Annotated in this window: 14 protein-coding genes; 5 read left to right on the top strand and 9 right to left on the bottom strand. The window is 41.8% G+C overall.

Going from position 1 to position 13,658, the window contains the following annotated elements:
• Window positions 1–37 precede the first annotated feature (37 nt).
• The 7 genes from benD to E0H94_RS02820 form a co-directional block, all read right to left on the bottom strand.
• Window positions 38–823, bottom strand: coding sequence for a benzoate diol dehydrogenase BenD (benD, locus tag E0H94_RS02850; protein ID WP_131325046.1), 786 nt, complete (start codon window positions 821–823; stop codon window positions 38–40).
• 280 nt (window positions 824–1,103) lie between these two features.
• Complete coding sequence (gene benC / locus E0H94_RS02845) at window positions 1,104–2,120, bottom strand: benzoate 1,2-dioxygenase electron transfer component BenC (protein ID WP_131325045.1); 1,017 nt, start codon at window positions 2,118–2,120, stop codon at window positions 1,104–1,106.
• Between the two features lie 76 nt (window positions 2,121–2,196).
• Window positions 2,197–2,706, bottom strand: a complete 510-nt coding sequence (gene benB, locus E0H94_RS02840; protein WP_131265308.1) for a benzoate 1,2-dioxygenase small subunit — start codon at window positions 2,704–2,706, stop codon at window positions 2,197–2,199.
• Window positions 2,703–4,088: a benzoate 1,2-dioxygenase large subunit gene (benA, locus tag E0H94_RS02835; protein WP_131325044.1), complete on the bottom strand. Its 1,386-nt coding sequence runs from the start codon at window positions 4,086–4,088 to the stop codon at window positions 2,703–2,705. The genes benB and benA overlap by 4 nt, the downstream gene beginning before the upstream one ends.
• 83 nt (window positions 4,089–4,171) lie before the next feature.
• Window positions 4,172–5,092, bottom strand: coding sequence for a catechol 1,2-dioxygenase (catA, locus tag E0H94_RS02830; protein WP_131325043.1), 921 nt, complete (start codon window positions 5,090–5,092; stop codon window positions 4,172–4,174).
• A 134-nt stretch (window positions 5,093–5,226) separates the two neighbouring features.
• Window positions 5,227–5,517 carry a muconolactone Delta-isomerase gene (catC, locus tag E0H94_RS02825; protein WP_131325042.1) on the bottom strand — a complete coding sequence of 97 codons (291 nt, stop codon included), beginning with the start codon at window positions 5,515–5,517 and terminating at the stop codon, window positions 5,227–5,229.
• 15 nt (window positions 5,518–5,532) lie between these two features.
• Window positions 5,533–6,642, bottom strand: a complete 1,110-nt coding sequence (locus E0H94_RS02820; protein WP_131325041.1) for a muconate/chloromuconate family cycloisomerase — start codon at window positions 6,640–6,642, stop codon at window positions 5,533–5,535.
• Window positions 6,643–6,757: 115 nt separating this feature from the next.
• Here E0H94_RS02820 and E0H94_RS02815 point away from each other — a divergent pair, with 115 nt between their 5' ends.
• Window positions 6,758–7,672 (top strand): LysR family transcriptional regulator, encoded by a 915-nt coding sequence (locus tag E0H94_RS02815; RefSeq protein WP_131325040.1) that lies wholly within the window; start codon window positions 6,758–6,760, stop codon window positions 7,670–7,672.
• A gap of 11 nt (window positions 7,673–7,683) precedes the next feature.
• Here the strand turns inward: E0H94_RS02815 and E0H94_RS02810 are convergent, their stop codons facing one another.
• Both E0H94_RS02810 and E0H94_RS02805 read right to left on the bottom strand, forming a co-directional pair.
• Window positions 7,684–8,595: an alpha/beta fold hydrolase gene (locus E0H94_RS02810; RefSeq protein ID WP_131325039.1), complete on the bottom strand. Its 912-nt coding sequence runs from the start codon at window positions 8,593–8,595 to the stop codon at window positions 7,684–7,686.
• 17 nt (window positions 8,596–8,612) lie between these two features.
• Entirely contained in the window at window positions 8,613–9,155 is a 543-nt protein-coding gene (locus tag E0H94_RS02805) for a PadR family transcriptional regulator (protein ID WP_131325038.1), read from the bottom strand.
• Between the two features lie 134 nt (window positions 9,156–9,289).
• Here E0H94_RS02805 and E0H94_RS02800 point away from each other — a divergent pair, with 134 nt between their 5' ends.
• The 4 genes from E0H94_RS02800 to E0H94_RS02785 are packed head-to-tail and all read left to right on the top strand — an operon-like array spanning window position 9,290 to window position 13,642.
• A complete protein-coding gene (locus E0H94_RS02800; RefSeq protein ID WP_131325037.1) occupies window positions 9,290–11,317 on the top strand; it encodes an NADPH-dependent 2,4-dienoyl-CoA reductase in 2,028 nt (675 codons plus the stop codon).
• A 51-nt stretch (window positions 11,318–11,368) separates the two neighbouring features.
• On the top strand, window positions 11,369–11,776 hold the full coding sequence (locus tag E0H94_RS02795) for a nuclear transport factor 2 family protein (protein WP_116760726.1): 408 nt from the start codon (window positions 11,369–11,371) through the stop codon (window positions 11,774–11,776).
• A 36-nt stretch (window positions 11,777–11,812) separates the two neighbouring features.
• Complete coding sequence (locus E0H94_RS02790) at window positions 11,813–12,535, top strand: SGNH/GDSL hydrolase family protein (protein WP_131325036.1); 723 nt, start codon at window positions 11,813–11,815, stop codon at window positions 12,533–12,535.
• 12 nt (window positions 12,536–12,547) lie between these two features.
• On the top strand, window positions 12,548–13,642 hold the full coding sequence (locus tag E0H94_RS02785) for a YheT family hydrolase (RefSeq protein WP_131325035.1): 1,095 nt from the start codon (window positions 12,548–12,550) through the stop codon (window positions 13,640–13,642).
• Window positions 13,643–13,658: the final 16 nt, after the last annotated feature.

Below are 13,658 nucleotides of genomic sequence, written 5' to 3'. Positions count from 1 at the left end.
AGACATGATCCTGTATATAAAGTTTTGTGACGATCAATTAGCCTTGATCGCCACCGCCTACAGGAACCACTGTACCTGTCATATATGACGAATCATCTGAAGCAAGAAATACAATCGCATTGACTTGTTCCTGAATCGTGCCATAGCGGTTCATAAAACTACGATCAATGGTTTGATCGACCACTTGTTGCATCCACGTTTTTTCATTTTCAGACAGTGGATTTGCATTGCGTGGCACTTTGCGTGGCGGTGCTTCGGTTCCACCCGTAGCAACTGCATTCACACGAATGCCATCTTTGGCATGCTCAAAAGCCAGTGATGCAGTAAGGGCATTCACTCCGCCTTTGGATGCTGAGTACGGCACGCGGTTAATCCCGCGAGTCGCAATAGAGGATACATTTACAATCGTACCTTGCTGATTTTTAATCATTTCAGGTAAAACTGCGCGACAACACCACAGCGTTGGAAATAATGAGCGATTCACTTCTTTGATGATTTCTTCTTCAGAAAATTCGTCAAAGGGTTTCATCCAAATCGCACCACCGACATTATTGATGAGTACATCAACACGGCCATAGACTTCAAGTGCTTTTTCAACAACGGCTTGTGCGCCTGCAAAGGTTTCAAGATTGGCTTTGACGGTTATAGCGTCGCCTTGATGTGCTTCAATCTCTGCTAATGTTTCATCGACATAGTCAGATAAATCAGCTAAGACAACTTGCGCACCTTCTTCAGCCACTTGGAGTGCAACCCCACGACCAATGCCTTGAGCGGCACCAGTCACAATCACGACTTTGTTTAAGAATCTTTGATTTGACGCCATTTTTTGAACTCACTTATCATCCAATATAAAGATGAATTTTTAAATTTATACAATTTGGCACGCCGGCATCCCAATAATTGAGCATCAGTGACAGGATTAACCTTCGGTTAGACTTACTTTTCTCTTGGGAAAAGTAAGCAAAACCATTGTCATTCGCAAAACCTATTACCTGATATCTTCTTCACGGAAAAGCATTTTTATCAAGCGGTCTGGCCTCGAACAATTGCGAATGACATTTTCGCGTATCAACTTTTCTATAACTTAAATATTGGGTGGTGTATTAGTTTGCAGAGAATTTTTCAAACAAGAAGTTTGCAGGTTTTACGCCTTCGCTATCTAACCAACCACGAACGGCATCAACCATAGGAACAGGGCCACAGAGGTAGACATCGACATCACCGCCATTGAGCCATTCATTGTCGATGTGACCCGTCACATAACCTTTACGCTCATGTGCAGATTCTGGGCTTGCAACTACAGTACGGTACTCAAACCATGGGAGTTTGGCTTGAAGTGCATCCAGTTGTTCTAAAGCCACTAAGTCAAAATCATTGGTCACACCAAAGACTAAACGGACAGGGTGTTCAGAGCCTTTTTCTTCTAAGACCTGTAGCATGGACATAAATGGGGCAATACCTGTACCACCTGCGAGCATAACGACAGGACGAACCACATTACGCAAATAGAAGCTACCAAATGGACCGGTAAAAGTCATTTTGTCGCCCGCTTTGGCCGTGCTACTTAAAAAGCTGCTCATTTTGCCATTCGGCACATTGCGTACTACAAAGCTTGTTAAACGGTTGCCTGGTTTAGAGCTAAATGAATATGAACGGGTTTCTGTAGTGTCTGGAATGCCAACGTTGACATATTGACCCGCAAGGAAGTGAATATCAGGTTGACCTTCATCGAGCTGAATATCAAAAGTAATGGTCGATTCTGATAAGTTTTCGACAGCAACTAAAGTACCTTGATACTGATGAATTTCGGTTTTACAGACTTCAGATGACGCTTGAATTTGGAACACTGCATCCGAAGTAGGGCGGCATTGACACGCCAAAATATAGCCTTGCTCTGCTTCTTCTGGTGTTAACGCATCTTCAATGTAGGTTTCTTCAGGCATGTCATAACTTCCTGATTCACAGAAAGCTCGGCACGTTCCACAAGCACCATCACGGCAATCTAAAGGAATATTAATTTTTTGACGGTAAGCAGCATCAGATAAAGTTTCACCTTGAGTGACGCTAATAAAACGGGTAACACCATCTTCAAATTGAAGTGCAATATTGTGGTTTGACATGGCTAGAATCCTACTAAAAACTTTGAAACTTGACCTTCAGTCAACATTCCATCTGACTGAAGGGATTACGCTTGAATCAGAGGTGGTAAATATCAATCACTTGATTGATATAGTCATTTTTCAGTACCACGTATTTGCTTAAAATTTGTGGTTGCGCGCCTGAAAAGTCGATTTCGTAACGCGACATGCCGAAATAGCTGTAGTTGGTTTTGTAACGGAAACTTAAGGTGTTCCAGTTAAAACGAACTGTCACTTTGTCACCATCACGTGCCATCACTTCAATGTTGCTGATGTTATGGCTGGTGCGTGTGTCGGGCATGGTTGCAGAAGAGCGTTCAGTTTTAATACGGAACACACGATCTTCTAAACCTTGACGGTCTGGGTAATAAATCAGCGAAATTTCAGACTGAGGGTCTTCAGTTAAACGGTCATCATCATCCCAAGCCGGCATCCAGAAAGAAGCCGATGGGGCATAACAATTTAACCAGTCATCCCATTGCTCATCATCCAGAAAACGTGCTTCTTGATATAGAAATTGCGAGATCTGCTCGAGTGAGCTGCGTTCTAAAGTAGCAGTGGCATTCATGCGATCTCTCCTTGTTCATTCACGAGTGCTTTTTCTGAGGCAATCGCATGTTTCATGCTTTCTAGCCAATATTGATGTTGGGCGAGGTACAGTCCTTCATCTTCGGTTTTAATACCACTAAGTTTTGGTTTTAGACCAATTTCATTGGCAGCATCGTCAGGGCCTTGAATCCAGTGTTTCGAGCCACGGCACATGTCATTCCATTCCAGCTCAATCCCTGCATAACCTGCTTGGCAAGCACGGAATTCTTCAAGGTCATCGGGTGTTGCCATACCTGAAGCGTTAAAGAAATCTTCATATTGACGGATACGGCGTGCGCGCGCTTCTGGTGCTTCTCCTTTAGGAGCGATACAGTAAATGGTGACTTCGGTTTTATTAACAGAAAGAGGGCGAAGTACACGAATTTGTGAACCGAACTGATCCATCAAATACACATTTGGATAGAGGCATAGGTTACGTGAACGCTCAATCATCCATTTCGACATTGGCGCACCGAATTTCTCAGTGTATTCATCGGCTTTAGGGAAGTTTGGACGGTCTTCTGGGTTTGCCCATTGTGTCCAGAGCAACATGTGACCATTGTCAAAACCGTAAGAGCCACCGCCTTGTTTACCCCAAGAGCCAGCGCTCATGGCACGAATATTATCGGCAGCTTGAGTTTCTTTACGGTGTTGAGTCGTTGCGGCATAGTTCCAGTGAACCGCAGAAACGTGATAACCATCGGCGCCATTTTCAGCGGTCAGTTTCCAGTTGCCTTCGTAAGTGTAGGTCGATGCACCACGTAAAACTTCTAGACCTTGCTCAGACTGATCGACAATCATGTCAATAATTTTGGTGGTTTCACCTAAAAATTCTTCCAGTGAAGGAACGTCAGGATTCAAACTACCAAACAAGAAGCCTTTGTAGTTTTCAAAACGTGCTACTTTTTTCAGGTCATGTGAACCTTCTTGATTAAAGCAATCTGAATAACCAGCTTCACTTGGATCTTTTACTTTCAGGAGTTTACCTGAGTTGTTAAACGTCCAACCGTGGAAAGGGCAGGTATAGGTTGCCTTGTTGCCACGTTTATGACGGCAAAGTTGCGCACCACGGTGTGAACAGGCATTGATCATGGCATTCAGTTCACCATTACGGTTACGCGCAATAATGATCGGTTGGCGTCCCATATATGTGGTGTAGAAATCGTTATTATTTGGAATTTGGCTTTCGTGTGCCAAGTAAACCCAGTTGCCTTCAAAAATGTATTTCATTTCAAGGTCAAATAAGGCTTGATCAGTAAATACTGAGCGATGCAGTTTAAATTCACCCGTTTCAAAGTCATCGACAAGCAATTCATCAATACGGTCAAGGTGGCTGGTGTTAATTACAGGAATACGAGGCATGTCCGTTCTCCGAGGTTCCAAATGTGGGGAACTCTCCGAAATGACATTAGATTTAGATGTCATTTCGGTTCCTAAAATGTGGGTTAAGCGCTAGCGCGACGACGATCAACTTCAGTTGATGGAGCGCCTTGTTGCTCTTTAACTAATTCAATATTGAATGAGATGTGCTTGAATGGTTGATTTAAACCGCGACGGGAAATTTCAGCTTCATCTGTAATATCTACCGCAGTTGCAACCAAACCATCACGTGTTGCAAAGGCAAAGTCGTCCCAAAGGTATTGGTCACCTTCAATGTTGAATTGCGTCGTGAGTTTGCGATAACCCGGAGCCGAGACAAAATAATGCACGTGTGAAGGGCGGTTGCCATGACGACCTAATTTATTCAGTACTGCTTGAGTGGTGCCTTCAGGTGGGCAGCCATAGCCTACAGGCATGGTGGTCTGTGCGACATAATGACCATTGGCATCGCTCAAAATGCTGCGACGTAAGTTAAACTCAGATTGAGACTTATCGAAGAAAGAGTAGTTGCCTAAGCTGTTAGCATGCCAAACTTCAACTTTGGCACCTTCAATAATGTTGCCATCGGTATCAGTCACTGTACCTTCAATAAATAAAGTTGGAATTTTGCCTGTTTCAGAACCATCATCCATGCGGGCAAAACCTGTAGATTCAGGTGCACCTGCAACATAGAGTGGACCTTCAATGGTACGTGGTGTGCCACCTGTAATGCCTGCTTTAGCATCTGCTTCATCGGCACGAAGGTCTAAATAATGTTCCAAGCCCAAACCTGCTGCAAGTAAACCAAGTTCATTGGCTTGACCTGCATCGGTGAAATATTCCAGACCTTTCCACAGTTCAGATTGACTGATGTCAAGGTCTTCAATCGCTTGGAACAGATCACCCAATAAACGTACAACAATTTGTTGTACACGTGCATCGACAGGACCAGTCGCAGTGTCGACGTTCATTTCTTTTACGAGGGCATCAATTTGTTGACGGTTCATACTATAACTCCTTAAGTATGTTTTGGTGGCTGGCACATGTTTGATTTCATCAATACACTGGCTGGCCACATTCCTTGTGAATACAGGTAGTTTCTTACAATTCGGAAAGCGTACTTTCCTTAAACTTTTACTTCTTAACGATCATCTTCACGAATAGAAGAGGGATGTCGGTTCAGCGGCATTACTTCAATATTCATATAAGGATAAAGTGGAAGACCTTGTAACAGGTTGTGCAATTCTTCATTGCTCTCGACATCAAAAATACTGATGTTTGAGTATTGACCTGTAATACGCCAAATATGGCGCCATTTACCTTGCTGTTGCAATTCTTGCGAATATGCCTTTTCAACCGCTTTAATTTCATTTGCCTGTTCTACGGGCATATCCTTTGGCAGGTTTACATCCATTCGTACGTGGTAAAGCATGTAGAATTCCTTCAATTACTGGCGACGCATACCGTCAATTTTGTCTTCATCAAGTTCAATACCTAGTCCAGCTGTGGTCGGTAACACCAGCTCGAAGTTTTGATATTGCAACGGTTGTTTTAAAATATCTTCGGTTAGCAACAGTGGACCAAACAGTTCGGTGCCATACGCTAAATTGTGAAAGGTAGAAAAGACTTGTGCAGATGCCATAGTGCCCACAGGACCCTCAAGCATGGTGCCGCCATACAGATCAATGCCTGCCAGTTTCGCAATTTTTCCAACTTCACTGGCTTCGACTAAACCGCCCGATTGTGCAATTTTTACGGCAAAGACAGATGCACCGTTATGTTTTGCTAAGCGATACGCACTGTCAGGACCCATTAATGATTCATCTGCCATAATGGCAATATCGAAACGGTGAGTGAGGCGTTGCATCGCATCAATATTGTCAATCGCGCAGGGTTGTTCAATTAAATCGACACCGCCATCTTGCAAGTGTTGAATCCCTTTAATTGCTTCCAGTTCTGACCAAGCACGGTTTACGTCGACACGAATAGAAACATCGGGACCCAAAGCCTGTTTAATGGCCAAAACGTGTTCCACATCTTCTTCCACGCGACGCGAACCAATTTTTAACTTGAAGGTGTTGTGACGTTTGCAGGCAATCATTTTCTGCGCTTCAGCGATATCTTTTTCGGTATCCCCAGAAGCCAGTACCCACAGTACAGGCACACTATGTCTTAAACGACCACCAAGTACTTCACTGATCGGTAAACCTAAGCGTTGTGCTTGAATATCAAATAGCGCGGTTTGAATGGCATTTTTCGCGAAACGGTTGCCATTGATATTACGTTTAATTGTTTGTATGGTTTGAGCCACATTCAAACCTGATAATGATTTGAGTAATGGAGTAAAATAAGTTTCGATATTGGTTTTGACGCTTTCAGGGCTTTCTTCACCGTAGCCTAAGCCACCAATCGTGGTTGCTTCACCCCAACCGGTAAAGCCATCTTCAGTGCTGATTTTCACCAGAACTAAGGTTTGAGTTTGCATTGTTGCAACCGCCATTTTATGTGGGCGGATTGTCGGTATCTCTACAAGCAACGTTTCAATCGATTTATACATCTTTCGGCTTCGCTATCTTGATTTGTCTAAGTCATGTGATATACCTTAAAAGAATGATTTAAGACTGTCGAAGATCATTTTTGCATTTTTTTATATTTAAAAGGTATGAGGTCTTATGGAACTTAGACACCTACGCTATTTTGTAGCGGTTGTAGAGGAACAAAGTTTTACCAAAGCAGCAGAAAAACTGTTTATTGCTCAACCTCCATTGAGTCGGCAGATTCAAAACCTTGAAGCTGAGTTGGGCGTTCAACTGTTTGAGCGCGGTAGTCGACCTTTGCAGACCACACCAGCAGGCCAATTTTTCTATCAGCATGCGGTTAAACTTTTGTCTAATGCTGAAGAAGTGAAGTCGATGACTAAGCGTGTGGGGATGGTCGAACGCACGGTAACCATGGGATTTGTTGGGTCATTGCTTTATGGTTTGTTGCCACGAATTGTGTATTTATTCCGTCAGCAGCAATCACAGCTTAAAATTGAACTGATTGAAATGAGCACCAAAGATCAGATTCAGGCGCTTAAAGAAGGGCGTATTGATGTTGGATTTGGACGCTTAAGAATTTCTGATCCTGCAATTCGTCGTGTTTTATTACGTGAAGAACCCTTGATGGTTGCCGCACACAGTAGTCACCCTTTAGCATCGCAAAAACAAGGGGTATACCTTGCAGATTTGGTCGAAGAAAGTCTGTTTTTATACCCAAGTCACCCTAAACCCAATTTCTCGACTCAAGTTCGCAGCTTATTTTCAGAGTATGGTTTAGAGCCGCGCAGTTTACGTGAAGTGCGTGAAATTCAGTTGGCGCTAGGTTTGGTGGCTGCGGGTGAAGGGATTTGTATTGTGCCTGAAAGTGCCTGTAGCATTCAGTTTCCTCACCTAAACTATATTCCGTTGTTAGATGATGCCGCAGTTAGCCCAATCTTCCTTGCTATTCGAAGTATGGATGAAAGCGAAGATATCCGCTCGCTATTTGATTGCATTTATCAAGTCTATGATCTTGAAGCCATTAAATACGATCGAGCGGTGCTTTAACTAAACTGCTGCTATTCGTAACGATTCAAAAGGAAGCGGGAAATTTCTCGCTGAAATTTGAAGGGTTCATTAATTAAAATGGCATGACCTGACCGTTCAAAGATGACTTGCTTGGCATTTTTGACACTATTCGCGATAATTTTTTGTCCTTGAGATGGGTAAAGTATCGAATTTTCCCCAATAAAAAAAGTTGTTGGACAGCCCAATTGTGCTAAACATTCTCGATAATCTTCATCATGATAGAGATAGTTATTGATATACCATGCCAGATAGTCGAGGCGGTGTAAGGGTAAGAGATGTTTTTGCAATTTATCGTATTTTAATGCGGTGTTCCATAAGATCGGGCTTAGGCGATGACCATTTTGTAATAATATGAATTTACTCCATATTTTAATAAATTCATGGCGTGAAGCTGGTTTAAGATCTTCTAGCCTATTCACAGGCGGCAAGGCAGAAAAAAACAATGAAATTTCAGCCAAGAGATTTTTAAAATTTGAGTGTTGCTGACTAAGTAGACCATATGGCCAATGAGTATCTACCGTAATTTTGGGTGCTTGATCAATATGTAAATAACGATTGATATATTGTTTAAAATTTCCATATTTCATGCCATGCATGGCAGTTGTTGCCCCCATTGAGAAAGCAATTACGGTAAAATCTGGATACTTTAATTGTTGGATTAATGCCTCCAAATCACGCCAATGGCTAGAAATAGCATCTATTTCAGGTATACGGCAGTATTTTGATCGACCAAACCCACGCCAATCTGGAATAATAAATTTAAATTGTTTACTGTTTTGAATTAAAAAAGGCATCCATTGCCAACTTTGCATGCCTAGACCTGATAATACTAAAACAGGCTCCCCCTGACCAAACTCACGAACATACAATTGTTCTTGGTCGGGCATTTGATAATAAGGCATTGTCATTTCTCTATTTTTTAGGTTTTTTCAAATTTTTTCAGACCTGTAATCATGGCTTCAAGCCATTCAATCCAGCCAACTTCTAAGTTAATGCCTAACTGTAAAATCATTTTATGAATATATAAAGTCCGATTTTCATTTTCTGTAGATGGAAAGTCTTTATTAAAAATCTGTTGATAAATTTTCAACTTTTCTTGATGCAAAATGAGGTGTCTTTCTAATTCGGGCAGTACGGTTGCACCACCGACTTGTGCTTCTGCTCTTAAACGAACCATCAGTTCTTCACGCAGTTGAGCGGGTGGGCCTTGTTTGACCATCCAGTCAGCCAACTCAGTGCGCCCCAATTGTTCCACTTGATAGGTTTTTTTTCTGCTATTGGAACTCTCGTCTTCCATGGTTGAAATCCAGCCTTTTTGCTGCATGGTGCTGAGTTCACGGTAAATTTGTTGATGTGTTGCATTCCAAAAGAAACCCATAGAACGGTCAAAACGCCGTGCCAGTTCAATCCCTGTACTGGGTTTTTCAATTAAGCTGGTCAGAAGAACATGTGCTAAAGACATAAGTTAGCATCAAAAAAATAAGGTACAGATATTATGCAACATGTTGCATAGATTTCAAAATTGGATTATAAATTAGTGCAACAAGTTGCATAAAAGCAAAATTTAGCCAGCACATTGCAAGCCATGGAGGTCTCATGTCCAATTATCCACACTTACTCGCCCCATTAGATTTAGGATTTACTACGCTTAAAAACCGTGTACTTATGGGCTCTATGCACGTTGGTCTTGAAGAAGCGCCAAGTGGTTATGACCGTATGGCGGCATTTTATGCTGAGCGGGCAAAAGGCGGTGTTGGGCTGATTGTGACGGGCGGTATTTCACCCAATGATCATGGTTTGACTTTTAAAGGTGGTTCTAAGCTCGATACCCGTGAAGAAGCAGAACACCATAAAGTAATTACACAGGCAGTTCATGAAGCGGGTGGTAAAATTGCTTTGCAAATTCTACATACTGGTCGTTATTCATACCAAAAAGATATTGTTGCACCATCTGCAATTCAAGCACCGATTAATCCAAGTCGTCCTAAAGAATTGAGTTCTGCTGAAGTTCAGCAAACCATCGATGATTTTGTAAACTGTGCCAAGCTTTCGCAATACGCAGGTTACGATGGTGTAGAAATCATGGGTTCAGAAGGTTATTTAATCAATGAATTTATTGCGGCACGCACCAACCATCGTGAGGATGAATGGGGCGGTAGCTATGAAAACCGTATTCGTTTCCCAATTGAAATTGTCAAACGTACCCGCGAAGCAGTCGGTGAAAACTTCATTATTATTTACCGTTTATCTATGTTGGATTTGGTTGAAGGTGGTTCGAGCTTAGATGAAGTGATTCACTTAGCCAAAGAAATTGAAAAAGCGGGTGCAACCATTATCAATACGGGTATTGGCTGGCATGAAGCGCGTATTCCGACTATTGCGACCAAAGTGCCACGTGCGGCATTTACTTGGGTCACCAAAAAATTAAAAGGTAGTGTAAACATACCTTTGGTTACTTCTAACCGTATCAATACACCTGAAATGGCAGAGCATGTCTTGGCAACAGGTGACGCTGATATCGTCTCTATGGCGCGACCAATGTTGGCCGACCCCGAGTTTGTACTTAAAGCTGAACAAGGTCGTAGTGATGAAATTAATACTTGTATTGGCTGTAACCAAGCCTGTTTAGACCATATTTTCTCGATGAAAATTGCAACTTGCTTAGTGAACCCACGTGCATGTTATGAAACAGAGTTAATTTTCAAAGAAGCAGTTCAAGCGAAAAATATTGCTGTAATTGGTGCTGGTCCTGCGGGTTTAAGTTTTGCAACTTATGCAGCAGAGCGCGGTCATAATGTCACTATTTTTGAAGCTGCGCACCAAATTGGTGGTCAGTTCAATATTGCGAAAACAGTCCCAGGTAAAGAAGAGTTTTATGAAACCTTACGTTACTTCAAGCGTAAAATTGAATTATTACAACCGAAGATTAAGCTGCAATTGAATCATAAAGCGACGTATGAAGAACTCAGCCAAGCCAATTTTGATGACATTGTGGTCGCTACAGGTGTAACGCCACGTGAGCTGAGCTTTGAAGGAATCGATCATCCAAAAGTATTGAGCTACATCGAAGTATTAAGAGAGCGTAAGCCTGTGGGTAAACGCGTCGCGGTGATTGGTGCGGGGGGTATTGGTTTTGATACGGCTGAATACTTGAGCCACGAAGGTGAAAGTGGCAGTTTAAACCCACAGAAATTCTATAATGAATGGGGGATTGATACGCATTACAACGATGTTGGCGGTTTAAAACAACCACAAGTAGAAGCATCTGAGCGTGAAATCTTTTTATTACAGCGTAAACCTACATCTGTGGGTGCTGGTTTGGGTAAAACAACAGGCTGGATTCACCGTACAGGTTTGAAAAACCGTGATGTGCAGATGATTGCGGGCGCAAACTATGAAAAAGTTGATGACCAAGGTCTCCACATCATTGTTAATGATAAATCAATGATTCTAGATGTAGACAATGTGGTGATTTGTGCGGGGCAAGAGCCTTTTACAGCAATGTTTGATCAATTAAAAGCTGATGGTAAAGCAGTACACTTAATTGGTGGCGCAAAAGAAGCAGGTGAATTAGATGCGAAACGTGCAATTCGTCAAGGTGCTGAGCTTGCAGCAGTAATTTAAAACCAAGGGGACCTGCGGGTCCTCTTTTCATCAATTAAAGAGAATACAACAATGCAATTAAAACAAACCCAAGATGCATTACATAAATGGCACCACATGGTTGCAACGCGTGACATGGATTACTTAAATGAATTGTTAGCAGATAATGTGGTTTTCAGATCTCCTGTTGCTTTTCATCCTTATGAAGGTAAAGCCGTGGTGCAGTTTATTCTGAGCAATGTTATTCAGGTATTCGAAAACTTCACCTATCATCGTGAATTTCTGACGGAAAATGCTCAATCTGTTGTTTTGGAGTTTTCAGCAAATATCGGGGACAAAAAGTTGAAAGGGATCGATATGATTCAATTCAATGAACAAGGTCAAATTGTTGATTTTGAAGTGATGATTCGACCAAAAAGTGGTTTGGAGGCATTGGCTACTGAGATGGGGCAGCGTATTAAGCAGTTTCAGCCCGCTTAATTTATATTTCTTTACACAATTACTGAGATTAAACAAATGTGGTTAAAACTTTCGACTTTAGCTTTATTGCCTGTGTTGGTATTTCAGGGGGTAAAAGTTCGCAAGAATACACCACGTCTTTTAGAAGCCAGTGGTGATCGTGAGGGAATAATCGGTCAAGGGCAGTCATTATCCTTATTAATTTTAGGGGATTCGGCTGCAGCAGGAGTTGGAGTAGAATCACAAAGTGAGGCTTTGTCTGGCGCGATTCTTCAAGCATTACAAGATGAATATCAGATTCTCTGGAAACTACATGCAAAGACTGGCGATACGACGGAGCAAGTCATTCGAGCAACACAACATTTAGCACCACAGCAGTACGATGTAGTGGTGACATCAGTCGGTGTGAATGATGTTACCAAATTAACTTCAGTCAAATCTTGGTTGAAGCAACAACAGCATTTATTTGAAGAAGTACAGAATCGGTTTCAGCCGAAATTGATTATTGTCACAGGTGTCCCACCGATGCAGCATTTTCCAGCCTTGCCGAATCCATTGGCATGGTTATTGGGGCAATATGCAACTGCAATGAATCAGCGATTACAGCAATATTTAGCGCAGAACAGTCAGTTTAAGTTTCTACATTTTGACATTCATGCCTTTCAAACAATGAATTTGCCGATGGCAAGCGATGGTTTTCATCCAAGTAAAGAAATTTATGCCATTTGGGGTCAGCAGATCGCCACATTAGTACAGCAATCTTTTACTCATCATCAATAATGGTAAATCAATATGAGAATATCTACTTTAAATAAAATTAAAGTTCTAGGTTCGGAATGGATTGATTCGGTTATCGGTGCTGAACAACCAAAACTGTACTATAGCTCACAAGGGCAAAGTAAAAAGGTGCTAGAAAAGTTACCTCAACTTCAACAGAAATATCGTCCAACCCCGTGGTTATCAAACACACATGCACATTTATTATATTTTGATGTGATTAAGAAGCGAACCATTCAACTTGAGTATGATCGAATGGATCAGTTGACCATGCAAGATGGCGGCGTGACTGCGGTAGCTTGGTATGGTCTGGCATTACCCCCAGAAACTCCGACGATCATTCTTCTGCATACGATTACGGGTAATTTAACCAGTATGAGGGAGTTGGTTCGAGATCTGCATCAATATACGGGTTGGCGTATTGCTTTGTGTTTGCGCCGTGGGCATGCAGGTTTACCTTTACCTGTACCGAAAATGAGCTTATTTGGTTTTACTTCAGATTTACGTGAGCAAGTCACCTATATTCAGCAACAGTTTTCAGCTTCATCTTTATATGCCGTAGGTTCATCCGCGGGTACGGGTTTATTGGTTCGTTATTTGGGCGAGCAAGGTGAAGACACACCGTTTAAAGCCGCTTTCGCATTATGCCCTGGCTATAACACTGAACTGGGCTTTGTGAACATTCATCCGTTTTATAGTAAAGTCATGACCAAAAAACTATTCAAGACTTTTATTCATCCTTATTTGCCGACTTGGAAACCTGTGACTTCATTGTCACAGGTCTTGGCGGTCAAAACACTGGCAGAATTTGAGAAAAGTTATTTTGAATTAGCAGGTTATCGCGACTATGCCAGTTATACCCAAGCCATTAACCCTATTCATGTATTTGAGAATATTAAAGTTCCATTGATGGTTTTAAATTCTGAGGATGACCCCGTTTGTCATATCAAGAACTTTTATCCTTATAAATCAGTTATTGAAAGAATGGAAAATATTATTGTTGTGACGACCAAAAAGGGCAGTCATTGTGGTTTTTATGAGGGGGTTACTCAAACCCGATCATGGGCTGCAAAATTAATCGCAGATTATCTAAAGTTACATGCAGATTAATGTTTTAAAGTCTTGT

Origin of the sequence: Acinetobacter sp. ANC 4173, assembly GCF_004331255.1 — a bacterium.
Taxonomy (GTDB): domain Bacteria; phylum Pseudomonadota; class Gammaproteobacteria; order Pseudomonadales; family Moraxellaceae; genus Acinetobacter.
The sequence above is the reverse complement of the archived record's forward strand: the minus strand, read 5'-3'. Positions and strand labels throughout refer to the sequence as shown.

Coding starts and splice junctions, on each gene's coding strand:
- benD (WP_131325046.1), bottom strand. CDS start 823: ATGGCGTCAAATCAAAGATTCTTAAACAAAGTCGTGATTGTGACTGGT.
- benC (WP_131325045.1), bottom strand. CDS start 2,120: ATGTCAAACCACAATATTGCACTTCAATTTGAAGATGGTGTTACCCGT.
- benB (WP_131265308.1), bottom strand. CDS start 2,706: ATGAATGCCACTGCTACTTTAGAACGCAGCTCACTCGAGCAGATCTCG.
- benA (WP_131325044.1), bottom strand. CDS start 4,088: ATGCCTCGTATTCCTGTAATTAACACCAGCCACCTTGACCGTATTGAT.
- catA (WP_131325043.1), bottom strand. CDS start 5,092: ATGAACCGTCAACAAATTGATGCCCTCGTAAAAGAAATGAACGTCGAC.
- catC (WP_131325042.1), bottom strand. CDS start 5,517: ATGCTTTACCACGTACGAATGGATGTAAACCTGCCAAAGGATATGCCC.
- E0H94_RS02820 (WP_131325041.1), bottom strand. CDS start 6,642: ATGTATAAATCGATTGAAACGTTGCTTGTAGAGATACCGACAATCCGC.
- E0H94_RS02815 (WP_131325040.1), top strand. CDS start 6,758: ATGGAACTTAGACACCTACGCTATTTTGTAGCGGTTGTAGAGGAACAA.
- E0H94_RS02810 (WP_131325039.1), bottom strand. CDS start 8,595: ATGCCTTATTATCAAATGCCCGACCAAGAACAATTGTATGTTCGTGAG.
- E0H94_RS02805 (WP_131325038.1), bottom strand. CDS start 9,155: ATGTCTTTAGCACATGTTCTTCTGACCAGCTTAATTGAAAAACCCAGT.
- E0H94_RS02800 (WP_131325037.1), top strand. CDS start 9,290: ATGTCCAATTATCCACACTTACTCGCCCCATTAGATTTAGGATTTACT.
- E0H94_RS02795 (WP_116760726.1), top strand. CDS start 11,369: ATGCAATTAAAACAAACCCAAGATGCATTACATAAATGGCACCACATG.
- E0H94_RS02790 (WP_131325036.1), top strand. CDS start 11,813: ATGTGGTTAAAACTTTCGACTTTAGCTTTATTGCCTGTGTTGGTATTT.
- E0H94_RS02785 (WP_131325035.1), top strand. CDS start 12,548: ATGAGAATATCTACTTTAAATAAAATTAAAGTTCTAGGTTCGGAATGG.